Source organism: Absiella sp. AM09-50 (assembly GCF_003433845.1).
Lineage (GTDB): Bacteria > Bacillota_I > Bacilli_A > Erysipelotrichales > Erysipelotrichaceae > Hoskinsella > Hoskinsella hominis.
In genome coordinates, this window is the sequence record NZ_QVFI01000015.1 from 23254 (window position 1) to 48518 (window position 25265).

Here is a 25265-nt window from a genome sequence, read left to right on the forward strand (position 1 = left end):
CCATGGAAGAAGGATGACACCTTTATTATAATAATGGTGTGAAATGAGGTGTGAGCGTTTATGAAATTATCAAAACTGGCTTTTGAAAATGTAAAGAAAAGCTATAAAGATTACTTTATCTATTTTTTAACACTGATGTTCTCAGTATGTTTGTTTTATACCTTTAATTCCTTTTCTTCACAGAAAAATATTATGGAATTAAGTGAATCACAGGCTATGTCCTTACAGATGGTTGGATTGTTTATGAATATGTTATCATTCTTTGTGGTATTTGTTTTAGCATTTTTGATTCTATATGCAAATAACTTTCTGATTCGCAGAAGAAAAAAAGAATTTGGAATTTATATGATGCTGGGAATGGAGAAAAGAGATATCTCTAAAATACTGATATATGAAACGTTATTTGTTGGATCATTATCTTTGATTACTGGATTGATATTAGGAATTGGATGTTCTCAGATTCTTGGTATCGTTACCGCAAAAGGTTTTGGAATCACAGTGGATTATCATATCATCTTCTCTTTTGGCGCAATGTTGGCAACGATTCTATCCTTCTCCGCAATTTTCTTTATTTTGATGTTGTTGAATACAAGAGTTATCGCAAAGGTTAAATTGATTGATTTATTGCAGGCAAAGAAGAAAGTAGAAAAAATCAGAATCAATAATCCATTTGTCGCAGTGATTCTGTTAATTATTTCTTTGATTTGTTTAGGTATTGCTTATTGGTTAACAACCTATTCATTAGAAAGTTTTGCGTTGAGTCTGGCTCAGATTATGCTGTTAGGCTCCATTGGTACGATTCTATTCTTCGTATCATTGTCTGGTTTCCTGCTACAGTTCATGAAACTCAGCAAAAAGGTTTATTATAAAAAACTAAATATCTATGTATTACGTCAGATCAATGCGAAAATAAATACGACTAGTATTTCTATGGGTGTTGTATGTTTGATGCTGTTATTGAGTATTGGCGCATTATCATGTGGGTTATCCTTAAATGCTTCCATTACAAAAGTATATGAGCAGGCAAGTGCCTATCCTTTTACTTACCATCAGAATGAACCAATATCTGAAGAAGATATGAAGAATTTGTTGATACTATCAGATGTGGATTACTATAATACAGTCACAATATATAAAGATGAACATACAATAAATGATATTCTGCCATATATTGACAGCCGTGACGCAAAAGATAAAATGTATCGAGATGCAAAAGTTGAATATATTTCTCTAAGTGATTATAACGAAGCCATGCGTTCACAGGGAAAAGAAACGATGATGTTAAAAGATAATGAAGGATTCTTCATTAGTGGGTTTGATGAAATATTATCCTATCTAAATGAAGCAGGGGATAAACATATAGATTATCAGTTGTTTGGACATGATTTGAAGATTTCAAATAAAAAAGAAGATATTACAATTTTAGGAACTAATTTTTCACCGGATGTCATAGTCACAATGGTTGTGCCAGATCAGGTGCTGGCAGGCCAGACTTCACAGGTTCGTTACTGGAATATTGAAGTAGATGATGCGAAACTACAACCATATATAGAAAAAATCGAGAAAAATATGTATACCTATGCTGATGAACATAAGATTGAACACTATCGTTTTTCAGGTACTTCTCAAAAAGAAGTAGAAGATAATGTCATGGGAATCGGTATGTTATTTACTTATATCGGATTATATTTAGGTATTGTATTTATGATTTCCAGTGCGGCAATATTAGCGTTGCAGCAGTTAAGTGAAGCAGAGGACTCTCGTGCAAATTATGAGATTTTAAGGAAAATAGGAACACCGGAGAAAATGATGAATCGCTCTGTTTTACTACAGATTGGAATCTATTTCTTATTACCAATGGGGCTAGCGATTATTCACTCTTTCATTGGTGTACCAGCAGTATCAGGCGCATTTGGCTATATGTTTGGCGTCAGCAGTATGTGGAAATCTAATCTTATGACAGGCGCAATCATTGTGGCAATTTATGGTATATATTTCATCGTTACCTATCATGGATATAAAACTACATTAAGAAGAAAATAAAAGGAAAAGCGATTTGCTTTTCCTTAATGTGTCAGTATTCTTTCTTCCTCGTCATTATCATAACGAAGGATATGAAATAATGCTTTTTGTTCAGTATGATAGCTTTTTGATTCGGATTTTACCGGAGTGTAAATGTAATGACGAATAACAAGATAAGTGATAAATGTACAAATAAGAGAAATTGTCATTGTTAATCCAATATTTACACCAGTAAAGCATAGCTGGAGAGTAAACAAACATAAAGCATATAGCATAAATAACATAATGTACAGCAATACCAGCATGGAACCATCCTTTCTTTTGCACTAACAATCATACGATAAGATAGCGAATAGTTCTAGCTTTTTGGGAAAAAGTAGAAATTGAGATAAAAAACTGTTCATATTGTACAGATTTTGATAGGTATATCCAAAAAAAGAATAGGAATCTTTTTCTAGATTTCTATTCTTTTCTATATTATTCCATTTTTTCAAACATAGCTTTTGGCACGAAACAAACAGGGCAGGTATATGTATCAGGTTCCTTTGTGATGTCGCCTTCATAGATATAACCGCAGATACTACATTTATAACGAACACCAGTAGATGTTTCTTTTACTTCTTCTACAGTATCTTCCATTTTTTCAAACATTGCTTTTGGTACAAAGCAAACCGGACAGGTATATGTATCAGGTTCCTTTGTGATATCACCTTCATAGATATAACCACAGATACTGCATTTATAACGAACACCAGTAGATGTCTCTTTTACTTCTTCTACAGTATCTTCCATCTTTTCAAACATAGCTTTTGGCACAAAACAAACCGGACAGGTATATGTATCAGGTTCCTTTGTGATATCGCCTTCATAAATATAGCCACAGATACTGCATTTATAACGAACACCTGAAGCGTTAGATGTTTCATTCGTTTCTTTAGATACTTTCTGATAATCCCTACGATAAACATCTGGATTTTCATTTAGATCTTTACGTTCATGATAACTTGTATGTAACAGTTTTTCCGCAAGAGGGCTTAATGGAGCGTCAAAGAATTCTTCATAGATTTGTTTGATTTGTGGATTATCATGAGAGTTTCTTAAAGTGATGGAAGCATCTTTATCATATAGTGCCTGAATTCGTTTTTCACGTATAACATCCATATCTTCACCAGGATGAAGCGGTTGTCCACCACCGCCAATACATCCACCACGACATGTCATAACTTCCACAAAGTCATAATGAGTGCCACTTGTTTCCATATGATCAATAAATGCTCTTGCATTATCTGTACCATGTACTACAGCAACACGTAATGGGATGCCATTGATTTCTAAAGAGGCTTCTTTTACACCATTCATACCACGAACAACTTCCAGTTTTAATAAATCATCGCCTGGTTCATTGCCTGTGATAAAGTAATATGCACTACGTAATGCAGCTTCCATAACACCACCAGTGTTTCCAAAGATGATACCGGCACCACTACCTCTTGGCATTAATGTATCATAGTTACTATCTTCTAACTCATCAAATACGATATTCTCTGCTTTCAGCCAGTTTCCTAATTCACGGGTTGTGACTACAAGATCACAATCTTGGAAAGCTTCCATTTCATGATAATCGCTGGCATCATGGAATTCTTCACGCAGAATTTCAAATTTTTTAGCAGTACAAGGCGTGATAGCCACAATATAAATATCTCTTGGATCAAGGCCTTCTTTTTTCGCAAAATAAGTTTTAATGGTTGGCGCAAACATACTGATTGGAGATTTGCTGGTTGAAATATTTGGAATGTAAGATGGATAATATGTTTCCACAAATTTTACCCATGCAGGACAACAGCTTGTGAATTGAGGCAAAGGCTTGTTGTTTTGGATACGATCAATTAACTCACTGGCTTCTTCCATAATGGTTAAGTCAGCCGCAAAGGTTGTATCAAATACATAGTCAGCGCCTAATGCACGTAAAGCCGCAACCATTTTTTCTTCTACATAGCTTCCAGGCTCCATGCCAAATTCTTCACCTATTGCGACACGAACACTTGGAGAAGTGATAAATACAGTCTTTTTACCTTGTCGCATGGCATCCTTTGCCTGCATAAAATCCTGACGCTCTTTTATGGCATGTGTTGGACATACATTCGCACATTGACCACAATGGATACAAATGGCAGTATCATTTGTCTTTAACAAATCATAGTGCTGCCCAACACTGATCTGCTTTTGACAAACATCTCTGCACTGTCCACATTTAATACATAAACTATCATAGCGAAGTATTGCTGGATTGCCTTTTTCAATTGGCACACGTACATTAACATCTAAATGTTTACTCATGATTTTTCCTCCTAAATTAAGAATAATTCTTAATTTTAGTTTACATGGTATTCCATAATTTGTCAATCTAATTTGTAAAATATTACTATAACTTTCAATTGGAATATATTTAAATGATGCATGAAATCAAAAAAAAGGGTATAATGATGAAGGAACTTCTGGGAGGTTGATGATTTTGTCAAATAACGAGAAAGCAATTGGTGTATTTGATTCAGGATTAGGTGGAATCAGTGTCTTAAGACAGTTAAAACATCAGATGCCAAACGAACACTATATCTATTATGGAGATTCAGCTTTTGCACCTTATGGTGAGAAAAGCAAAGAAGAGATTACCAAGCACTGTTTTGAAATTATGGAGTTTTTCATTCAACATGGTGTAAAGGCAGTTGTGATTGCCTGCAATACGGCAACCAGCGCTTGTGTGAATGATTTAAGGAAAGCTTATCCTGAGTTACCAATTATTGGTATGGAACCAGCTTTAAAGGTCGTGGCAGATGGAAAAAAAGATCATACCATCATCGTCATGGCAACACATTTCACATTAAAAGAAAAGAAATTTCATGATCTCATGGCAAGATACAGCAACGAGAATACAATTATTAAACTGCCAACTCCAAAATTGGTTGAAATCGTTGAACAAAATAAATTACAGGATGATGTGCTTGTGGATGAAACATTACATGAATATCTAGATCCATATATGAACAAAACCGTTCACAGTATTGTTCTTGGCTGTACACACTTTGTATTCTATAAAGAAAAAATCAAACAAATCGTTGGTGAACAGATTCTTGTAGTAGATGGCAATGAGGGAACTGCCAGACATGTGGAAAAGATATTAAAGGATAAAGGCGAACAACGAGATGACATGGATGGAGAAGTAGAAATTTATAATTCATCAAATGAGCCTTATTACTTAGAATTATCAGAAAAATTATTAGAACAGGATTTGAAATAGTTGATTTCAGACCTGTTTTTCTTTAATTTGGAAGAAAAAAGTGATTATAGTTGTCTTTCTTTTGCGAAAAATATATAATAAATGCGTATGAATGGAGGTATTTCAATGAGAGAAAATGCTTGGAAAAAGTATGATGAGAAGCAGTTAGAAGAAATCTTTGCTTATTGCGAAGGCTATAAGAAATATATTTCTGACTGTAAAACAGAACGTGAATGTACAACAGAAGGTATCCGTATTGCGGAAAGCTATGGTTATCGCAATTTGGAGGATGTAATTAAAAACAATGAAACACTAAAAGCAGGAGATAAAGTCTATGCAAATAATATGGGCAAAGGTGTGGCATTGTTTTTGATTGGGAAAGAGCCAATGGTAAATGGATTCAATATTTTAGGGGCACATATTGATAGTCCACGTCTTGACTTAAAACAAAATCCTTTATATGAAGATAAAGAATTTGCGATGTTAGATACACACTATTATGGTGGTATCAAAAAATATCAGTGGGTAACTTTACCACTTGCATTACATGGTGTTGTAGTGAAAAAAGATGGTACTGTGATCAATTTGTCAATTGGTGAAGATGATAATGATCCTGTAGTTGGTATTTCTGATTTACTTGTGCACTTAGCTGGTGATCAGATGCAGAAAAAAGCAACCAATGTAATTGAAGGTGAAGATCTGAATGTTACATTTGGAAGCATGCCTTTAGCTGGTGAAGAAAAAGATGCTGTCAAAGCAAACATCTTAAAAATGTTGAAAGAAAAATATGACTTTGAAGAAGATGATTTTGTATCAGCTGAAATCGAAGTTGTACCTGCTGGTAAAGCAAGAGATTATGGTTTAGATCGCAGTATGATATTGGGATATGGTCACGATGATCGTATCTGTGCTTATACTTCATTAATGGCACAGATGGAATTAGAAAGTGTTGATCGTACTTCTATCTGCTTATTAGTAGATAAAGAAGAAGTTGGAAGCATTGGTGCTACAGGACAACAATCTAAATTCTTCGAAAATACAGTGGCAGAAGTTATGAACTGTGCTGGGGAATACAATGAATTAAATGTACGCAGAGCTTTAAAGAACTCTAAAATGTTATCTAGTGATGTATCTGCGGCATATGATCCAAACTATGCAAGTGTTAATGAAGAAAAGAACGCTGCCTTTATGGGACATGGTTTAGTATTTGCGAAATATACTGGAAGCCGTGGTAAAGGTGGATGTAATGATGCCAACGCAGAATTCATGGCTGAATTAAGAAACATTATGGATAGTGAAAATGTAACATATCAAACAGCTGAACTTGGTAAAGTAGACCAGGGAGGCGGAGGAACTATCGCCTTCATTTTGGCTCAATATAACATGGAAGTTATCGATAGTGGTATCGCATTACATAACATGCATGCACCTTGGGAAGTAGCAAGTAAGATTGATATCTGGGAAGCTACACAAGGTTATAAAGCATTCTTGAAAAAAGCATAATACGATAAAGAGGTTGTCAAAAGATGACCTCTTTTCATTTACTTTCTTATAAGGAATAGGTATCATAATGATATAGAATTATAAAGGAGAACACACGATGATCTATTTAAGACAGGTAAAACTTAAACATCTACTTGATATCTATCCATATGATCTGCCTTCTTTCAAAGACTTATCACAATTAGATTTCAAAAAGTCTGTAACCTTCTTTTCTGGAGAAAATGGCTCAGGAAAATCTACCCTTTTAGAAGCAATTGCCATTGCATATGGCTTTAATCCAGAAGGCGGCACTAGAAATTTTGATTTTTCCACATTAGAAACTCACTCAGGACTTTGGCAGGATATCACATTAGTAAAAGGTACTACACGTGCTAAAGACGGGTTCTTTTTACGAGCGGAAAGCTTTTATAATCTTTCTAGTTGCATAGATGATTTAGATACAGATCCTGAAAATATAATGGGTAGAAAAATCATTGAAAGTTATGGTGGAAAATCTCTACATACAATATCCCATGGTGAAAGCTTTTTAAATCTAATCATTTATCGCTTTGGAGAAAGCAGTTTATATCTTTTGGATGAACCAGAAGCAGCATTATCGCCAACAGGCCAATTCACCTTATTAAAAAGAATACATGATCTTTCTATCAACGGATATTCTCAATTCATCATTGCAACGCATTCACCAATCTTGTTATCATATCCCTATGGATGCATTTATGAATTTAATGATGATGGTATAGAGGAAAAGTTATATCAGGAAACCTCAAACTATGCATTATATCATCGCTTTTTAAATGATGCTACTATGGTAGAACGGATTGTATCAAAGGAGGACTAATTATGCGATATATTGAAAGTGTTCAAATTATGAGGAAAGATATTCCCAATGAAGATATCTATCCATTCAATATAGAAAGTTTAAAGCACATGCAGAACTTGGATTTTGATCATGATATTACACTTTTCTCTGGGGAAAATGGTTCAGGTAAATCTACTCTGATAGAAGCGATAGCGACAGCATATGGATTTAATCCGGAAGGTGGAAATAAAAATATACAGTTTTCCACAAGAAATACACATTCTGATTTATATGAATATATACGCATGAACCGTGGGATACATCATGCAGAGGATGGCTTTTTCTTACGTGCGGAAAGTTTTTATAATATGGCAAGTAAGATTGATGAAATTGGTGGAATCCATCAATATTATGGAGGAAAATCTTTACATAGTGTATCTCATGGAGAAAGCTTTTTAAATCTTGTTTTAAACCGGTTTTGGGGAAATGGATTATATATATTGGATGAACCAGAAGCAGCATTATCGCCAACTGGGCAGTTTACATTGTTGAAAAAAATTTATGATTTGGCTAATCAAGAAAATTCTCAATTTATAATTGCGACACATTCTCCTATCTTACTGGCATGTCCACATGCGAAAATCTATGAATTTGATGAAGAAGGAATCCATGAAAAAAGTTATCGTGACACAATGAACTTTGCATTATATCATCGTTTTCTGAATGATCCTGCAATGATACAACGTATTTTAGAAGAAGATGAATGAAAATGGTAAATTTTACTAAATAAAAACTAAAATGTATGTTATAATTTAGCTGAAAGGTGGGCGATGGTATGAAAGTGACAGTACATGATATTGCTGTGAAAGCTGGCGTATCTGATGGCTCTGTATCAAATGCATTAAACAATCGTAAGGGCATCAGTGATGAAAAGCGTGAACAGATATTGAAAGTCGCAAGAGAAATGGGGTATTTTAAAAAATCTATAAAAGATAATAAAGCCCTTCGCTTTGTGGTATTAAATAAAACAAAACATGTCATTGGGGATACACCGTTTTTCTCAGAATTAATCAGAGGAATCGAAACAGAAAGCAGTGCTTTAGGCTTTGATTTATTAGTTTCTCATATTACAGTAGATGAAGATAAAAATGTAGATATCGATGATGTTTTAAAACAAGATTTAGTAGATGGTATCTTATTATTAGGTACGGAAATGAATTATGAGGATTTAATGGCATTTGAAGCATTAAGTATTCCTATTGTGGTTGTGGATACCGTGTTTAGAACGCAGAAGTTTGATTTTGTGGCAATTAACAATATCGATGGCACATATGAAATAGTATCTCATCTGATAAAACATGGACATAAAAACATAGGCTTAATCAATTCAGCTTATCAAATTAATAATTTCCGTGAACGTAAACATGGATATGAACAAGCGATGAGTGATCATCAATTGGCATGTTATCCACAGAATGAAGCATTGGTGGAACCTAGTCTTGACGGTGCATATGCGGATATGAAAGAATATTTGAAAAGTTTTCTTCAAGAAGGAGAACCTTTACCAACCGCTTATTTCGCGGTAAATGATAATATAGCACTAGGTGCTATGAAAGCCTTTAAAGAGTTTGGCTTAGATGTATCCATTGTAGGTTTTGATGATCTTCCATTATGCGGTTATTGTGACCCACCACTTACAACTGTACAGGTAGATAAAATAAACTTAGGCAGTAAAGCAGTTCAGCGCTTGGTATCCAAAATAACGGAAAAAGATCATAGTAAGCTTCAAATATTAGTTGGTACCAAGCTAGTAGAAAGAGAAAGTGTAAAACGGATAGCATAATATATTACATAGGATATAAAGAAATTCCATTGGTGAATAACTGATGGGATTTTTTTTTGCACAATAACTAAAATTTATATAAATATTTATTTAGTAAATATTTAGCAAATAAATAAATAAATTTAGCTAAAAGCATTGATTTTGTGTTTTTGTTGTATTATACTATCAGTGTAAGGAAGGGGTTACATGAGAGGGCGCGCACAATGTAACTTCATTACAATAGGAGGAAATTTCAAAAATGAAAAAGGATCAAATGATGGAAAAAGTAATGAGCTTTGCGATGAAAGTTCAACAAAACAAATATCTATCAGCAATTTCAACAGGTTTAATGGGGACACTGCCAATTTTGATGATTGGGTCAATTGCTTTATTGCTGGCAGTATTACCAATTGACGCTTATAAAGAGTTTATTACGAATATTGGATTAAGAAGCTTCTTAATGCTTACTTCTACATTAACAACAAGTATTATCGCATTATATTCTTCATTTGCGATTGCATATCGCCTTGCGGAAAAGTTTAAAGTAGAACCAATGATTCCAGGTGTTTTAGCAGTATTGTGTTTCTTTATGATTACACCAATGGTATCTGCGGAAGTAAATGGTGTAGCTGGAAGCTATTTAGATACAAATATGCTTGGCGCAAAAGGTTTGTTTACCGCAATGATTGTTTCTTTAATTTCTTGTCGTCTATATTGTTACTTTATGGAAGGCAAAAAACTGACAATTAAAATGCCTGCTGGAGTACCACCAGTAATTGCTAACTCATTTGCTGGGTTGTTACCTGCCATCGTGGTTGCTATCTTATTCATGTTAGTTGCATGGGGATTCAGCTTTACTTCTTATGGATCAATGGCACAGTTTATTTATTCTGTAATCTCAATGCCTTTAGAACATTTATCAAGCAGTATGTGGTCTATGGTATTTATCGTATTTATCCAGATGATTTTATGGTTCTTTGGTTTACATGGATCTTTGGTTGTACAAAGCTTTATCACTGCATTATATCTGCCAATGGATACTGCAAATATGGATGCTTTAGCAGCTGGTGTTACAAATTCTGAATTACCAAATATTTTAGGTAAAACCTTCTATAGCTGCTTTGCTGGTATTGGTGGTGCAGGTGGTACCTTATCACTTGTTATCCTGATGTTCATCATGTCAAAAAGTAAGAAAAATAAAGCACTTGCAAATTTAGCAATTGTACCTGGATGCTTTACAATTAATGAACCAATTGTATTTGGTTATCCATTGATTTTAAATCCGATTATGGCAATTCCATTTATCACAGTACCTTTGATTCAGGTGATTGTTGCATATGCTTCTATTGCTGTAGGTATCTGTCCAAGATTAAGTGGTGTTCAGGTTCCATTTGGTATGCCTGTTGTAGTAGGTGGTTTCATTGCTGGTGGATGGAAAATTGCTGTATTACAGGTAGTACTGGTATTGATTGGTATTGCAATATATTATCCATTCTTCAAGATTTCAGATAAACAAGCTGTTGCACAGGAAATGGGAGAAATTAGTACAGAAGAATAATCATTCATTACGTGAAGGAAAGGATTGACATATGAATAAAACAGAGCTGGTAAAAAACGCAGTAACATTACGTAAACATATTGTAGATGTATGTTATCGCAGTAAAGCAGGACATGTCGGTGGCAGTTTATCTGGCATCGACATCCTGAATGTCTTATATAATCATGAGATGAATATTGATCCAAAAGAGCCAAAGAAAGATGATCGTGATCGTTTCATTTTAAGTAAAGGTCATATCGCTGAAGCATTGTTTGTGACACTTTCTAATCGTGGATTCTTCGATGCATCAGAGCTGGAAACGTTCTCTTGTGCGGGATCTAAATATATCGGACATCCCAATAATAAAATCAATGGCGTAGAAATGAATACCGGTGCATTGGGACATGGATTGGCACTTGGTGTTGGTATGGCGATTGCCGCAAAGATGGATCATAAAGATTATCGTACGTATGTCATGATGGGTGATGGAGAACAGGCAGAAGGCAGTATCTGGGAAGCTGCTATGGCTGCATCTCATTACAATTTAGATAATCTGGTTGCGATATTAGATCGAAATGGTCTACAGATTTCAGGAACAACAGAAGATGTGATGTCATTAAAAGATATCAAAGCGAAATGGACTGGTTTTGGCTTTGAAGTTATTGAAATCAATGGAAATGATTATGATGAAATTTTAGATGCTTTTGATAAAGCGAAAACAATCAAAGGAAAACCAACCCTGATTCTTGCGCATACGATCAAAGGTAAAGGTGTTTCTTTTATGGAAAATGAAGTCGCATGGCATCATGGGGTATTAAATGATGAACAATATCATCAGGCGATGAGCGAGCTGGGAGGTGCTGTCTAATGGGAAAGATGGCGAATCGTGCAGTTATTTGTGAGTGTTTATTAGAAGAAGCAAAAAATGATCAGGATATTTGTGTTGTCGTAAGTGATTCCAGAGGAAGTGCTTCCTTAACACCTTTCACAAAGGCATATCCTGAAAGAACAATAGAAGTTGGTATTGCGGAACAAGATTTGGTTGGCATCAGTGCAGGACTTGCAAGTGCTGGGAAAAAGCCTTATGCGGCAAGTCCGGCAAGTTTTCTAACAATGAGAAGTATTGAACAGGTCAAAGTAGATGTTGCTTATTCTAATGCGAATGTGAAATTGATTGGCATCAGTGCTGGTGTTAGTTATGGGGCATTGGGTATGACACATCATTCTTTACAGGATTTAGCGGTATTGACCGCAATTCCTAATATGCAGATCATTGTACCTGCGGATCAATATGAAACACGTAAAATGATGACTGCTTTACAGAATGATACACATCCTACCTATATTCGTGTAAGCCGTAATCCGGTAGAAGATGTACATGAAAATGAAAATTTTGATTATGAAATAGGAAAAGCGATTACTTTGCGTGAAGGAGATGATCTTGCGATTGTGGCATGCGGGGATATGGTATCGATTGCATGTCATGCCAGTGATGAGTTGCAGAAACAAGGCATTCACGCACGTGTGATCAATATGCATACCATCAAACCATTTGATGAAGAAGCTATCATAGATGCCGCAAAAAATACAAAAGGCATCATCACAATGGAAGAACACAGTGTCTATGGCGGCTTAGGTGCTATGGTTTGTGAGTGTATTGCGCAAAATCATCCAATCAAGGTGCGTGTGCTGGCATTCCCTGATGAAATCACAACATCAGGAACTGCTCAGGAATTATTTGATTACTATGGACTTTCTGTGGAAAACGTTGTGAAAGTCGCAAATGAAATGTTATGAAAACCTATGTGATCAGTATTGATCAAAGCACTACGAGCACCAAAGTGTTTTTGATGGATACGAAAGGAAATATCATAAAGGAAACGGCAAAAAAACATAAACAGATCTATCCGGAAAATGGATGGGTGGAGCATGATGCAATGGAAATCTATCAGAATATGATGGATTGCCTGCATCAGATACTTCATACGATTAATCAAGAGGATGAAGTATTAGGAATCTGTTTGACGAATCAAAGGGAAACCACTGTCATTTGGGATATGGACAGTGGTTTGCCACTATACCATGCGATTGTATGGCAATGTCGTCGTACAATACCCATTTGTGAATCATTGAAAGCATATGAAACAATTGTCGAAGAAAAGACAGGATTAAAAATAGATCCATATTTTTCTGCGACAAAGCTGAAATGGTTATTAAATCATGTGGATACACCAGTAGAAAAGATTATGGCAGGCACGATGGACAGCTGGCTGTTATATAAACTATGTGGGAAACATGTTTGTGATCATACCAATGCCAGCAGGACATTGCTTTATCATTTAAAGGATAAAAAATGGGATGATGAATTGTTAAAGATATTTGATATACCTAAGTGTATTCTGCCAGAAATCGTTTATAGTGATGGCAATTTTGGAAGTGTGGAAATCGATGGCAGAGTGATTCCAATATTAAGTGTGATTGGAGATAGTCAAAGCGCTTTGTATGCACATCAGGCTTTTAAGCTGGGGGATGTGAAAGTGACGATGGGTACTGGCAGCAGTGTGATGATGAATCTTGGAAAACAATTACCAGAACATCACGGCGGTGTTGTTGGAGCACTAGCTTATCACACGACAAAGAAAGATGCGTATGCTGGGGAAGCAATCATCAATGCCAGTGCAGATACATTAAACTGGCTGCGAGATGATCTTGGTTTATATGAGAAGGATCAAATGTTAAATGATATATCTATGAATGCACATGGTGTTTATCTAGTACCGGCTTTTGTGGGACTAGGTATTCCTTATTGGATGTCACGTGCGAAAGCATGTATTTCAGGTATTTCCAGAAATACAACCAAAACAGATATCGTTGTAGCGGGAATGCAATCAATTGCTTATCAGATTTATGATGCGATTTGTGCATTGGAAGAGAATGCGGATATATCCGCAACTAGAATCAGTGCGGATGGTGGGGCTTCTAAAAATCCGGCTTTGATGCAGTTTTTAGCGGATATATGTGATAAAGATATCATCACATACAAACAAAGTGCTTTTTCAGCTTTTGGGGTTTATCTGCTGGGACTACAGAAGCTGGGATATGCTTGTGATGACTTACAAAAGATTGATCAAATTTATCATCCAAAGATGGATAAAGAAACCCGTATGCGATACATCGAAGGCTGGAAACAGGCAGTAGATGTTGTGGTATATGATGCGGATAAAAGAGGTGCGCTATGATAAATGAAAGAATAAAAATCAATGATACAGCATATATGGATACATATTTGCTACATAATTCAAAAGAATATAATGTTGGAAAAAAACGCCCTTTGGTCATTGTATGTCCAGGGGGTGGCTATGCGTTTACTTCAGATCGTGAAGCAGAACCGATTGCCTTAAAGTTCAACAGTATTGGCATGCATGCGGTAGTTTTATGGTATACCGTATATGACCAGGTAAAAAATGTACCAAAAAATGCTCTTGTGGAGGCGGCAGCATGCGTAAAATACGTAAGAGAACATAGTGAAGAATGGCTGGTGGATCATGATCAGATCATTATTTGTGGCTTCTCTGCAGGTGGACATTTGGCGTTATCATTGGCAGTAAAATGGAACCAGTCATGGTTATGTGAAGCTTTACATACAACAAGTGAGCAGTTGAAGGTAAATCTTTGTATACTGGGATATCCGGCAACAATGGTGGAAAAGGTATTTGATGAAGATGATTTTGGCTTTGCAAGCTCTTTGATCAAAGAACCAAATACGGCCAATGAGCGATTCTTTGGGGTAAAACGACCAACAGAAAAAGAACTTGATGAGTATAATTTATTAAATTTTGTGAGCGAAGATACACCGCCGATGTTTGTATGGCATACTTATGAAGATGTATTGGTTGATGTCAATAATTCTTTAATGTTAGGAATGAAACTTAGAGAACATCATGTGCCATTTGAATTGCATATCTTTGAAAAAGGAGAACATGGATTAGCTTTGTGTGATCGTACAACCGCAAGAAAAGCAAGTCATCATAATGATCATGTGATTCATTGGTTTGACTTATGTGAAGAATGGATGCAGGCATATATAGATAAGGATGGTGGATGGAAATGGATGTAAAGTTAGGTGTCATTTGCACAAGACGTGAAATTTTCAGTAAAGAAGATGCGTTGCATTATAAACAAATGATTTTAGATAAACTAACAGAAATGAAGATAGACTATGTTGATATTGAGGATATCAATGAAGAAGGTCTGTTGTTTGATGAACAGGATGTAGAAGCAATTGTGGATAAAATGCAGAAGGCAAAAATTGATGCATTGTTTTTCCCACATTGCAACTTTGGGACAGAAGATCTGGTCGCAAAAGTGGCACGTCGTTTCAATCTTCCTATACTGTTATGGGGACCAAGAGATGAGGCACCACTTGCGGATGGATCACGTTTAAGAGATTCTCAATGCGGCTTGTTTGCGACAGGAAAGATCTTACGCAGATTTCAACGCAGGTTTACATATTTGACGATGTGTCGAATAGATGATTCACAGTTTTCTGATGGTATCATGCGCTTTTTAGCTACTGCTAATATTGTTAAACAGGTAAAACAGGCAACCATCTTACAAATTGCGACACGTCCGGCAGGCTTTTGGACCATGATGGTCAATGAAGGGGAACTGCTAGAAAAATTTGATATTCGTATCCATCCAGTCACATTGGCAGAAGTAAAGATGGAAATGAATCATATCAAGGAACAAAGAAGTGAAGATATTGATGCATTAGAAAAGTATATTTATGATATCATGAAGGTAGAAGTGAAAAAGGAGGATGTTCGCAATACAGCTGCCTTAAAACTTGCGATAGAAACATTAGCAAAACGCTATGGATGCCGTGCAGCAGCGATACAGTGCTGGAATGCCATGCAGGATGATTTAGGGCTGTTCCCATGTGTTGCCAACGCATTATTAGCGGATGAAGGTTTCCCTGTCACTTGTGAAACAGATATTCATGGTGCAATTACATCTATTATCGCAAATGCTGCAAGTTTATCAAATAAAAAAAGCTTCTTCGCAGATTGGACAGTACCACATCCAACCAATGAAAATGGAGAACTGTTACAGCATTGTGGGCCATGGGCACCATCCCTGATGAAAGAAAAGCCAACCTTTGGCTCACCATTTGCGTTCCATCATTCCCATCCAGGAGCATTACATGGAGAGATTGTTGGAGGAGATATGAGTATCCTACGCTTTGATGGTGATAATGGGGAATATCAACTGTTGATGGGTCATGCAAAAGGTATTGAAGGACCATTCAATCAGGGAACCTATGTGTGGATTGAAGTAGAAAATTTAAAACAGTTAGAAGAAAAACTGGTATGTGGACCATATGTACATCATTGTGTAGGTATTCATGAAGATGTATTGCCACAGGTATATGAAGCTTGTAAGTATCTGAATGGCTTACAGGCAGATGTATATGATTCAAGTGAAGAAAGAATCAAGTCAATCATAAGAGGTGAATAAACGATGTTAAGAATCAGTGAAAACAAACGAACATTTGAAAAAGACGGAAAACCATTCTTTTATCTGGCAGATACCTGCTGGAGTGCTTTTACAAATATTAGTGATGAAGAATGGACATATTATTTAAAACGTCGAAAACAGCAGGGCTTTAATACGATTCAAATCAATATCCTGCCACAATGGGATGCTAGTGAAACACCATACCATTACTATCCTTTACCTACAGAAGATAAAAAAACTTTTGCGTTTACCACATGGAATCAAGCGTATTTTACACGTGCAAGAGCAATGTGTGAACAGGCGAAACAACAGGGATTTGAATTAGCACTTGTGGTATTATGGTGTAATTATATTCCGGATACATGGGCAAATCGTATGAATGATGCCAATACCATGCCGTATGATTTCATTGATTCTTATATCGATATCGTACATGATACCTTCTCTGATTTACATCCAATGTATATCATCAGTGGAGATAGTGATTTTCCAAGTGAGCAATGTATTTCTTATTATCATAAAGCTTTTACATTACTTAAGGAAAAAGCCAAAGATTGCCTGTTCTCTATGCATATCAAAGGACGTTTTTCAAAGATTCCCGCATGCTTTATCGATCTGATGGACTTTTATATGTATCAATCCGGACATAATGCATTGCCTGAAAATAAAGGAATGCCATATCAGCTGGCACAGATCTTCTATCATGAATATCCAATAAAACCGATTTTCAACAGTGAACCATGTTACGAACAGATGGGAAGCTCTGGAGGACTTTATGGTAGATGGTCACAATACGATGTAAGAAAAGCGGCATGGCAAAGTATTTTATCCGGTGCCTGTGCTGGCATTACGTATGGTGCGGCAGGGATCTATTCCTGGCATAAAACTGGTGCAAAATTTGGAACTGGTACAGGAGAGGGATTTGCGACACCAAAACCATGGAATGAAGCAATTCAGTTTCCTGGTGCATGGGATTATGGCTTTATTTCCCATATCCTGCATAGCTTAAAAATCAATGAACTGATACCATGTGAGCTTCTTACAAAACAAAATGAAGAGATTCGTTGCGCAAAAACAACAGATGAAGCATGTTTCTTAATCTATTTACCTAGCAATATTGCACTTCGTATCAACTTAGATTTGCAGGATAAAGAAGTTTATATCCTGGATATGAAGCATAAAAATATCACGATTCCTGAGGTATGTATTGAGAAAGGACAAAGTGTGATTGAAATGCATCCATTCGATGAAGATGCACTGATAATCATACAGGGATAATATGAAGATATTATTGTTATGTTGTTTTGGCGTATCTGTGGATGTGTTGAAAAAGCGTATGCTTCAACAGATTGAAGAAGAGCAACTGGATTATACGATTTCGGTCAGTGCATTGAGTGAGGCATCTTTAACAGGAAAGGATGCGGATGTCATTTTACTGACACCACAGGTACGCTTTAACCTTTCAAAAATCAAGAGTCTGTTTCCTGAAAAAGAAGTTTCCTGTATAGATGCACAGGATTTCAAGCAGGGAAATGGGCAGGCAGTAATCGCATTTGTAAAAAATTACCTGGGAAATAAAGATAAAAAGTAAAACGCTTGCAAAAGTTTTAGAAAAATACAAAAGTAAATAGACAAGAATACTAAAAAAGTGGTAAAATAACATTGTTCTTAAAGAAAAGAGGTAAAAGAAAATGAGAAAAATTGTTTTGGTATGTGCTGCTGGTATGTCTACAAGTATGTTGGTAAAGAAGATGCAGGAAGCTGCAGCTGCTGACAACTACGAAACAGATATTGCTGCATACCCTATCGGCGAAGTTGATACAGCTGGTAAAGGTGCTGATATCATCTTACTTGGACCACAGGTTCGTTTCCAATTAAAGAGCGTTAAGGAAAAATTCCCTGACATCCCTGTAGAATCAATCGACATGGCTGCTTATGGAATGATGGACGGCAAGAAAGTTATCGCTACCGTTAAGAAAACACTGGGAGATTAATTATGGAAGGTATTGAATTAATTTGTTTTCAAATCATTTCTACAGTAGGAAATGCAAGAAGTCTTTACATTGAAGCAATTCAGGCAGCAAAAGCTGGTGACTTTGAAAAAGCAGAAGAATTGATCAAAGAAGGAGAAGCATCCTTTACAGAAGGACATGCGGCCCATGGGAAACTTATTCAGCAGGAAGCAAGTGGAGAAGCGACAACGATGACATTGTTGTTGACTCACGCAGAAGATCAGCTGATGAGTGCGGAAGCATTTGGTATTCTGAGTAGAGAATTCGTTGATTTGTATAAAGAAATCAAAAAATAAACAAAGAAGAGATAAGATGAATAAATCTTATCTTTTTTTTATAGTTTAGACATTTTGATATAATTGTATAGATTATATATAAAATATTGATTATCCTTTGTTTAAAAGTCAAAATAATAAGAATATGATATACGTGTAATCCATTTGTCAAAGATTATATCATAGAGAGAAAGTCATATCTGTGCACTTTTTGCAAGGAGGTAATATATATGATCTCAATCAAAGATAAAGCAACTGCGATGGCAGTGAAGAAAATGATTCAGTATGTTGAGAAAGACCCAGATAAAAATATGGTTAAGATTTTGGACTGGCTGGATCATTTTGATACAGAGGGAAGCATTACAAAGCAGTTAAAGACCGCAAGAAAAGCACTTGCTGATCCTGATAACAACTGGGTGAAACTGGTAAAGAGTCTGTATACCGATATTGATACAGAGGTCAGAAAAACGATGTTTGAAAACTTTGTGATCAATTCTGTCATTATCAGTGATAAACAAAAACAGGAAGTTGTTAAGAAATACCACTGTAATGTTCCATGGGCGATCTTGTTAGATCCTACCAGTGCATGTAATTTAAAATGTATTGGCTGTTGGGCAAGTGAATATGGAAAACAGTTAAGTCTGTCATTAGAAGAATTAGACGATATCATTACACAGGGAAAACAATTGGGTGTATATATGTATTTATATACCGGTGGAGAACCAATGGTAAGAAAACATGATTTAATTGAACTATGTAGACGGCATCCGGATTGTGTATTTTTAGCATTTACGAATGGAACATTGATAGATGAAGCATTTGCGGATGAGATGCTGCAGGTTAAAAATTTCATTCCCGCAATTAGTATTGAGGGAGATGAAACGGCAACGGATCATCGAAGAGGAAAAGGTACTTATCAAAAGGTTGTAAAAGCAATGCATATCCTAAAGGCAAAACGACTGCCTTTTGGGGCATCCTGCTGTTACACAAGTATGAATGTCAATTCTATCAGTAGTGAGGAATTTATAGATTCCCTGGTTGATTTTGGGGCTAAATTCGCATGGTTTTTCCATTACATGCCAATTGGCAATGATGCAGTATTAGATTTGTTATGTACACCACCGCAAAGAGAAAAAATGTATCACAGTATTCGGCATTTTCGTGGGAATAAACCAATATTTACCATTGATTTTCAAAACGATGGAGAATATGTTGGCGGATGTATTGCAGGTGGTCGTAACTATTTGCATATCAATCCAAACGGCGATGTAGAGCCATGTGCTTTCATCCATTATTCGGATTCTAATATAAGAGAAAAAACATTATTAGAAGCACTTTGTTCCCCATTATTCATGGCATATAAGAAGGGACAGCCATTTAACCAGAATCATTTAAGACCATGTCCAATGTTGGAGAATCCAGAAAAATTAATGGCTATGGTACATGCGACTGGTGCTCATTCTACAGATTTATTGTCAGAAGAACCAGTAGATCATTTATGTGGAAAGTGTAAAAACTATGCCGCAAACTGGGCACCTGTGGCAGATATGTTGTGGAATAATAAACAAGAGTAAATGAAAAACTGCGAATAAATCATTCGCAGTTTTTATTGAAATAATGACAAAATTTCTTCCTGATTCATGGAAGTGATACTGCCTTCACTACCTTGTGTAAAGGTATCACTTAAATCTTTTTTCATTTCCTGCAGCTTCAGGATTTTTTCTTCAATACTGTTTTTCATAATCATTTTATAAACTTGTACATTTTCTGTTTGACCAATACGATATGCACGATCTGTTGCTTGATTTTGCGCAGACATATTCCACCATGGATCCACATGAATCACGACTTCCGCAGAAGTAAGATTTAGTCCGGTTCCACCAGCCTTTAAGGATATTAAAAAGACATCCACTTGTTTATCCTGGAATATTTGAACATATTTCCGTCGTTTTTCCTTGCTTGTTTCACCAGTTAGTTTTACATAAGAAATATCTTCTTTATAAAATTCCTTTTCCAGCAATTCTAATAAAGAGGTAAAACTGGAGAAAACCAATACTTTTTTATCCGTAGCTTTTGCGGATTGTATCAATTCCATACAACCTTCGATTTTGCTGGAAACCGTATCAATATTCTCATATAACAGCCTTGGATCACAACAGATTTGACGAAGCCGTGTCATCATTGCTAGAATCTGAAACTTATCAAAAACTTCCACATGCAGTTTTGCCTGTAACTCTTTATTGATTTGCACAAGGTTTGCCATATACAGTTTTTCTTCTTCTTCATTGAATTCCAGATATTGTACACGTTCAATTTTATCTGGTAGTTCTTTTAATACATCTTTTTTCAATCTTCGTAATATAAATGGTTCTACCATACGTTTTAATTTCGCAATCACTTCTTTATTTTGGAACTTTACAACTTCTTTCTCATAAAATTTACGGAAGAAATTATAGTTATATAGATAACCCGGCATCAGGAAATCAAAAATACTCCATAGTTCCGCAAGTGAGTTTTCAATAGGTGTACCTGTCATCGCAAAACGATGATTTCCTTTTAATGCTTTTACCACACTGGCATTTTTAGTTGTATGATTTTTGATATATTGCGCTTCATCTAAAATGATATAGTTAAAGACATGTTTTTCATAATATTCATGATCTCTTCTAAGATAATCATAGCTGGTAACTATGACATCATATTCACTCATAGACAAGATTTTATTTTGACGTTGTGCTACGCTGCCATGTATACATAAACAATGCAGGTTGTTGGAAAATTTATGGATTTCATCCTGCCAGTTAAAGATTAGGGAAGCTGGTGTGACAATTAAAGAAATGCTGTCTGGATTCTGTAGCTTTTCATCTTCTAATACTGCGATCATCTGTACTGTTTTTCCAAGTCCCATGTCATCAGCTAAGATCGCCCCAAAGCCATAAGCACTCATGGTTTTTAACCATTGATATCCAAACACCTGATAATCTCGCAATATGTTTTCATATCCATCCGGTAATTTGAAAGAATCATGTTTGATATGACGTAAGCGATGTAGTGTATCTTCAAAGTTTTTACTGCGTTTCATTTGCGCATGTTGGATATTATTGCTTAAATCATCTACTTCAAAGCTGTGATAAACAGGTAATTGAATAGAACCATTCGCAAAATCAGTTGCACTAACATGCAAATCCTGCATCATATCATCTATTTCCTGAATGCTTTCCTGTTCTAGATAAATCAAATCACCATTTTTCAAACGATGATATTTTTTCTTTTTGCGATAACTTTTTAATACAGCATAGATTTCATCCTGAGGAATATTCACAGATTTTACATCAACCTGAAGCAGGTTGTTTTCCATTCGTACACCAACTTTGAAATTCACTGGTTTGGGACTGTTTAACTGCTTGATGGCATCACTGACAAATACATCACAGAAACTATCTAAATAAGCGAGTCCATCCTTTAAAAAGCTCATGATTTGATGAGAGTCATTGGCGATATATGCAGTTTTTGCATCATAGTCAATCACATCCGCATAGTTTTTTATTAACATGATGGCACGTTCTATGCGTAAACCCGCATGTCCCTCCTGATCAAAGATGGATTGTTTTAAACCGTTTTTCATTGCATAGATTTGAACACTGATATCGCCATTATCTTCCATATCGATATAACAGCTTAAATCTGGTTCATCATCCATAAATTCATCAATAGGATCCCCGCTTAATTCTACATAATCTTCTATCTGGGAATAAACATACTGACAAAATTCATGCATATCCTGATGGGCAATTACAATTTGCCTGTCTTTGTGTAACTGCTGTAAAAGGTAGGTACAGGTATCATGGATTTCTTTTATGAAGCGGGATAAACATTTATCCTTGAAACAATACCAATAAGCTTTTCCTTCATAGAGAGTATCTAAATCTAATGATGTGGTAATGACATAGCCAATACTATCTTTTTGGATATGGAGGGGAATCGTTTCAATTTCATCATATGCAAAATTACAGTCAATACTACAAGCTCCTTCTTCACTAAAGAAATCATAGAAGTCATCTAAACTTCGCTTGTCTAATGTGATACTGCGTTTATCAAGATAACCATATTCAAGTTCACTGATATGTTCCTGACGGTATTTCATAAGGAAATTAATCATTTGTTTTGTCGTATCATCAAAAGCATCGGGATGGTGAACAAAGCTTAAGCTTTTTCCATAATATACTTGACTGCGATGTTCAACTGCTTCTAAGAAGGTAAGAATATTTTTTACTACATAAAATTTATCATTACCAACTTTGAACGTCACATGAAGGCTTTGGTATTCATGATTCAGATAGGCAATCAAACGGATTTTATTTGCGATTAGATTTGCCTGAAATTCACTGTCGCTGATTCGTTTATAGGCATTTAAGAAGCTCTTGGATTGTTCCAGCTGGCGCTGTAACATCCAGTTTTTTAATTCATCTTCACGTTTGATACTGGCATCATAATGATAAGGATAACCAGTTGGTTTCAGATCATGCAGAAATAATAAAACGACACCAATATGTCCACAAGCCACTTCATCTTCACAATAACGGCATTCACATGAGAAGGAGATGATATCGCCTGTTTTTGATAAAATAAGCTCTACATGATTATTGTAAGTGAACACTTCTACATCAGCACTCACTTCGTACCATTCACGCATTTGATTCTCTTCGATATCTAAATGTTCAATGACATCTTTACGCTGATAAGCTTTTGCGACTGCCCAGTTTCGATCATTAAAAATCCTTTGAATTTCGCTTTCTTTAATATACATAGGATACCACCCTTCTATTTGTTTGTATTGTATCAGATTTTTATGTTTACTTTAAGCACTTTTCATAGGAAAAATAAGTTTTGACAAAATTATAAAAAAATTGAAATTTCCTATTGACAAATATAGTGAAAATAAGTAGAATATACGTGTTGCCGAAATTGGGGTATAGCCAAGCGGTAAGGCACCAGACTCTGAATCTGGCATTTCCTTGGTTCGAATCCAAGTACCCCAGCCATATGAAAACTTACGAACTATGATTATATAGTTCGTTTTTTTGTGTATATGCGTTTGGCTGGGGGGACTTGGATGTCCGAAGATGGTGCATCATTATTTTCAATAAAGTAATGATGTATAATGCATAAAATGATATATTAAAATCTATATAAAAGCATTTAAAATATTGTGAATTAAATAATTAATAATATAACGTGACAAGGACATGGGAATCTGTTATATTGAAGATAGGTAAATGTTAACGTTTACATGAAAGGAGGATTTCCATATGAAATATATTTGTACAATATGTGGCTATATTTATGATGAAGCTGCTGGAAGTCCACAAAGCAATATTGCTGCGGGTACGTTATGGAAGGATTTGCCTGATGATTGGGTATGTCCTATCTGTGGTGCACCAAAATCTGCATTTGAACTTAAAGAAGAAACAATCGAATCAACAAAGGTAAACAAAGAGGTGACAATGGATTATGAAAATTGGGATGTGTTATCATTGAGTGCCCTTTGTTCAAATCTTGAAAAAGGCTGTGAAAAGCAGTGTTTAAATGAAGAAGCAAAGCTTTTTCATGAACTTTCTGTTTATTTTGAAAGTAAAGCAACAGCTGTTGCAGGCAATATGGCAGCGTTATCGGTACTCTTGAAAGAAGATATGAATTCGTTATATCCGATTGCAAATCAAATGGCAATAGAAGCAAATGATCGTGGAGCAAAACGTGTTTTAACATGGAGTGAAAAGGTAACACGTCTACAAGCATCATTAATTGAGCGATATGAAAATGAAAAAGGAGCGATGCTGGAAAATACCAGTGTGTATGTATGTGAAATCTGTGGATTCATTTACATAGGGGATACACCTCCAGATATTTGTCCGATTTGTAAAGTTCCAAGTTTTAAGCTTCAGAAAGTAGAAAGGAGCTGAATGATATGTTTGCGGTAAGAACCATACGTCTATGTACAAAAGATTGTTTATGTTTATATGTTTGTCCGACAGGAGCGTCAGATACAGAGAATGGACAGATTGACTGGGAGAAATGTATCGGTTGCGGCCTTTGTGCAAATGCCTGCCCATCCCATGCGATTTCTATGGTGCCAGAAAAATATGCACCTCAACAAAAGAAAGATCAAAACGTTGTGGATGCCCTGTATGCGTTGATTAATCATAAAGTTAAACAGGAAGCCATCCTGGATTATCTGTGGAAAACTAGTGATGATGCCATGACAAAACAGTTTGCTTTGGCTTTAAAAAAATCTAATCGTTTTATGAGTGAAGATTTATATCGGGAAGCAGGCTATATGCTTCCACAAAGCCATCAAACACATGCAATGTTAGGATCTTTCTTGAAAATCAAAGATCCGGATTTTCCAATGGATGCGGTCAAAACATTATTGAAACTAATCAAACCCAACGATTAGGCAAAAGAAAACATAAGATATAAAAGGTCTTGTGTTTTTTTCATCTCTGT

22 protein-coding genes and 1 tRNA gene are annotated in these 25265 nt (G+C 35.6%); 20 read left to right on the top strand and 3 right to left on the bottom strand.

Annotation, left to right across the window (positions count from 1 at the left end; genetic code table 11):
* Window positions 1-60 precede the first annotated feature (60 nt).
* Window positions 61-2043, top strand: coding sequence for an ABC transporter permease (locus DW114_RS12920; protein ID WP_117454176.1), 1983 nt, complete (start codon window positions 61-63; stop codon window positions 2041-2043).
* A gap of 23 nt (window positions 2044-2066) precedes the next feature.
* Here DW114_RS12920 and DW114_RS12925 read toward each other — a convergent pair whose 3' ends face one another.
* Together DW114_RS12925 and DW114_RS12930 are read right to left on the bottom strand one after the other, a co-directional pair.
* On the bottom strand, window positions 2067-2327 hold the full coding sequence (locus DW114_RS12925) for a hypothetical protein (RefSeq protein ID WP_117454177.1): 261 nt from the start codon (window positions 2325-2327) through the stop codon (window positions 2067-2069).
* A gap of 172 nt (window positions 2328-2499) precedes the next feature.
* Window positions 2500-4359 carry a [FeFe] hydrogenase, group A gene (locus tag DW114_RS12930; RefSeq protein WP_117454178.1) on the bottom strand — a complete coding sequence of 620 codons (1860 nt, stop codon included), beginning with the start codon at window positions 4357-4359 and terminating at the stop codon, window positions 2500-2502.
* A 169-nt stretch (window positions 4360-4528) separates the two neighbouring features.
* On the opposite strand from DW114_RS12930, the gene murI reads away from it, so the two are divergent.
* The 16 genes from murI to DW114_RS13010 all read left to right on the top strand — a co-directional run bounded on the left by murI (window position 4529) and on the right by DW114_RS13010 (window position 20335).
* Window positions 4529-5317, top strand: coding sequence for a glutamate racemase (gene murI / locus DW114_RS12935; protein WP_117454179.1), 789 nt, complete (start codon window positions 4529-4531; stop codon window positions 5315-5317).
* 105 nt (window positions 5318-5422) lie between these two features.
* Complete coding sequence (locus tag DW114_RS12940; RefSeq protein WP_117454180.1) at window positions 5423-6799, top strand: aminopeptidase; 1377 nt, start codon at window positions 5423-5425, stop codon at window positions 6797-6799.
* 97 nt (window positions 6800-6896) lie between these two features.
* Window positions 6897-7637 (top strand): AAA family ATPase, encoded by a 741-nt coding sequence (locus DW114_RS12945; RefSeq protein WP_117454181.1) that lies wholly within the window; start codon window positions 6897-6899, stop codon window positions 7635-7637.
* A 2-nt stretch (window positions 7638-7639) separates the two neighbouring features.
* A complete protein-coding gene (locus DW114_RS12950) occupies window positions 7640-8365 on the top strand; it encodes an AAA family ATPase (RefSeq protein WP_187426185.1) in 726 nt (241 codons plus the stop codon).
* A gap of 68 nt (window positions 8366-8433) precedes the next feature.
* Complete coding sequence (locus DW114_RS12955) at window positions 8434-9441, top strand: LacI family DNA-binding transcriptional regulator (protein ID WP_117454183.1); 1008 nt, start codon at window positions 8434-8436, stop codon at window positions 9439-9441.
* Between the two features lie 238 nt (window positions 9442-9679).
* The gene (locus DW114_RS12960) at window positions 9680-10978 is read left to right on the top strand and encodes a PTS sugar transporter subunit IIC (RefSeq protein ID WP_117454184.1); all 1299 of its coding nucleotides are present in this window, start codon (window positions 9680-9682) and stop codon (window positions 10976-10978) included.
* A gap of 31 nt (window positions 10979-11009) precedes the next feature.
* The gene (locus tag DW114_RS12965) at window positions 11010-11825 is read left to right on the top strand and encodes a transketolase (protein ID WP_117454185.1); all 816 of its coding nucleotides are present in this window, start codon (window positions 11010-11012) and stop codon (window positions 11823-11825) included.
* Window positions 11825-12754 carry a transketolase family protein gene (locus tag DW114_RS12970; RefSeq protein ID WP_117454186.1) on the top strand — a complete coding sequence of 310 codons (930 nt, stop codon included), beginning with the start codon at window positions 11825-11827 and terminating at the stop codon, window positions 12752-12754. Before DW114_RS12965 ends, DW114_RS12970 begins: the two co-directional genes overlap by 1 nt.
* A complete protein-coding gene (locus DW114_RS12975; protein WP_117454187.1) occupies window positions 12751-14196 on the top strand; it encodes an FGGY-family carbohydrate kinase in 1446 nt (481 codons plus the stop codon). Before DW114_RS12970 ends, DW114_RS12975 begins: the two co-directional genes overlap by 4 nt.
* Window positions 14193-15074, top strand: a complete 882-nt coding sequence (locus DW114_RS12980) for an alpha/beta hydrolase (RefSeq protein WP_117454188.1) — start codon at window positions 14193-14195, stop codon at window positions 15072-15074. Before DW114_RS12975 ends, DW114_RS12980 begins: the two co-directional genes overlap by 4 nt.
* Window positions 15065-16474, top strand: coding sequence for an L-fucose/L-arabinose isomerase family protein (locus DW114_RS12985; RefSeq protein WP_199483611.1), 1410 nt, complete (start codon window positions 15065-15067; stop codon window positions 16472-16474). The genes DW114_RS12980 and DW114_RS12985 overlap by 10 nt, the downstream gene beginning before the upstream one ends.
* A gap of 3 nt (window positions 16475-16477) precedes the next feature.
* Complete coding sequence (locus DW114_RS12990; protein WP_117454190.1) at window positions 16478-17752, top strand: DUF4038 domain-containing protein; 1275 nt, start codon at window positions 16478-16480, stop codon at window positions 17750-17752.
* 1 nt (window position 17753) lies between these two features.
* The gene (locus DW114_RS12995; RefSeq protein WP_117454191.1) at window positions 17754-18065 is read left to right on the top strand and encodes a PTS sugar transporter subunit IIB; all 312 of its coding nucleotides are present in this window, start codon (window positions 17754-17756) and stop codon (window positions 18063-18065) included.
* A gap of 100 nt (window positions 18066-18165) precedes the next feature.
* A complete protein-coding gene (locus DW114_RS13000; RefSeq protein WP_117454192.1) occupies window positions 18166-18468 on the top strand; it encodes a PTS sugar transporter subunit IIB in 303 nt (100 codons plus the stop codon).
* A 2-nt stretch (window positions 18469-18470) separates the two neighbouring features.
* A complete protein-coding gene (locus DW114_RS13005; RefSeq protein WP_117454193.1) occupies window positions 18471-18782 on the top strand; it encodes a PTS lactose/cellobiose transporter subunit IIA in 312 nt (103 codons plus the stop codon).
* 209 nt (window positions 18783-18991) lie between these two features.
* Window positions 18992-20335, top strand: coding sequence for a radical SAM protein (locus tag DW114_RS13010; RefSeq protein ID WP_117454194.1), 1344 nt, complete (start codon window positions 18992-18994; stop codon window positions 20333-20335).
* A gap of 32 nt (window positions 20336-20367) precedes the next feature.
* On the opposite strand, the gene DW114_RS13015 is transcribed toward DW114_RS13010, so the two are convergent.
* A complete protein-coding gene (locus tag DW114_RS13015) occupies window positions 20368-23568 on the bottom strand; it encodes a DEAD/DEAH box helicase (protein ID WP_117454195.1) in 3201 nt (1066 codons plus the stop codon).
* A gap of 159 nt (window positions 23569-23727) precedes the next feature.
* Between DW114_RS13015 and DW114_RS13020 the strand changes: the two genes are divergently transcribed.
* The 3 genes from DW114_RS13020 to DW114_RS13030 all read left to right on the top strand — a co-directional run bounded on the left by DW114_RS13020 (window position 23728) and on the right by DW114_RS13030 (window position 25215).
* A tRNA-Gln gene (locus DW114_RS13020) sits at window positions 23728-23803 on the top strand.
* Window positions 23804-24070: 267 nt separating this feature from the next.
* Entirely contained in the window at window positions 24071-24721 is a 651-nt protein-coding gene (locus DW114_RS22100; protein WP_117454196.1) for a rubredoxin, read from the top strand.
* A gap of 5 nt (window positions 24722-24726) precedes the next feature.
* Complete coding sequence (locus DW114_RS13030; RefSeq protein ID WP_117454197.1) at window positions 24727-25215, top strand: 4Fe-4S binding protein; 489 nt, start codon at window positions 24727-24729, stop codon at window positions 25213-25215.
* Window positions 25216-25265: the final 50 nt, after the last annotated feature.

Excerpts from the sequence above, each read along its gene's own strand:
- DW114_RS13000 (WP_117454192.1), top strand. The coding sequence starts at position 18,166 with ATGAGAAAAATTGTTTTGGTATGTGCTGCTGGTATGTCTACAAGTATG.
- DW114_RS12970 (WP_117454186.1), top strand. The coding sequence starts at position 11,825 with ATGGGAAAGATGGCGAATCGTGCAGTTATTTGTGAGTGTTTATTAGAA.
- DW114_RS13010 (WP_117454194.1), top strand. The coding sequence starts at position 18,992 with ATGATCTCAATCAAAGATAAAGCAACTGCGATGGCAGTGAAGAAAATG.
- DW114_RS13030 (WP_117454197.1), top strand. The coding sequence starts at position 24,727 with ATGTTTGCGGTAAGAACCATACGTCTATGTACAAAAGATTGTTTATGT.
- DW114_RS12985 (WP_199483611.1), top strand. The coding sequence starts at position 15,065 with ATGGATGTAAAGTTAGGTGTCATTTGCACAAGACGTGAAATTTTCAGT.
- DW114_RS12995 (WP_117454191.1), top strand. The coding sequence starts at position 17,754 with ATGAAGATATTATTGTTATGTTGTTTTGGCGTATCTGTGGATGTGTTG.
- DW114_RS12955 (WP_117454183.1), top strand. The coding sequence starts at position 8,434 with ATGAAAGTGACAGTACATGATATTGCTGTGAAAGCTGGCGTATCTGAT.
- DW114_RS12960 (WP_117454184.1), top strand. The coding sequence starts at position 9,680 with ATGAAAAAGGATCAAATGATGGAAAAAGTAATGAGCTTTGCGATGAAA.
- DW114_RS12950 (WP_187426185.1), top strand. The coding sequence starts at position 7,640 with ATGCGATATATTGAAAGTGTTCAAATTATGAGGAAAGATATTCCCAAT.
- DW114_RS13005 (WP_117454193.1), top strand. The coding sequence starts at position 18,471 with ATGGAAGGTATTGAATTAATTTGTTTTCAAATCATTTCTACAGTAGGA.
- DW114_RS12925 (WP_117454177.1), bottom strand. The coding sequence starts at position 2,327 with ATGCTGGTATTGCTGTACATTATGTTATTTATGCTATATGCTTTATGT.
- DW114_RS22100 (WP_117454196.1), top strand. The coding sequence starts at position 24,071 with ATGAAATATATTTGTACAATATGTGGCTATATTTATGATGAAGCTGCT.
- DW114_RS12990 (WP_117454190.1), top strand. The coding sequence starts at position 16,478 with ATGTTAAGAATCAGTGAAAACAAACGAACATTTGAAAAAGACGGAAAA.
- DW114_RS12930 (WP_117454178.1), bottom strand. The coding sequence starts at position 4,359 with ATGAGTAAACATTTAGATGTTAATGTACGTGTGCCAATTGAAAAAGGC.
- DW114_RS12945 (WP_117454181.1), top strand. The coding sequence starts at position 6,897 with ATGATCTATTTAAGACAGGTAAAACTTAAACATCTACTTGATATCTAT.
- DW114_RS13015 (WP_117454195.1), bottom strand. The coding sequence starts at position 23,568 with ATGTATATTAAAGAAAGCGAAATTCAAAGGATTTTTAATGATCGAAAC.
- DW114_RS12965 (WP_117454185.1), top strand. The coding sequence starts at position 11,010 with ATGAATAAAACAGAGCTGGTAAAAAACGCAGTAACATTACGTAAACAT.
- DW114_RS12980 (WP_117454188.1), top strand. The coding sequence starts at position 14,193 with ATGATAAATGAAAGAATAAAAATCAATGATACAGCATATATGGATACA.
- DW114_RS12940 (WP_117454180.1), top strand. The coding sequence starts at position 5,423 with ATGAGAGAAAATGCTTGGAAAAAGTATGATGAGAAGCAGTTAGAAGAA.
- murI (WP_117454179.1), top strand. The coding sequence starts at position 4,529 with ATGATTTTGTCAAATAACGAGAAAGCAATTGGTGTATTTGATTCAGGA.
- DW114_RS12975 (WP_117454187.1), top strand. The coding sequence starts at position 12,751 with ATGAAAACCTATGTGATCAGTATTGATCAAAGCACTACGAGCACCAAA.
- DW114_RS12920 (WP_117454176.1), top strand. The coding sequence starts at position 61 with ATGAAATTATCAAAACTGGCTTTTGAAAATGTAAAGAAAAGCTATAAA.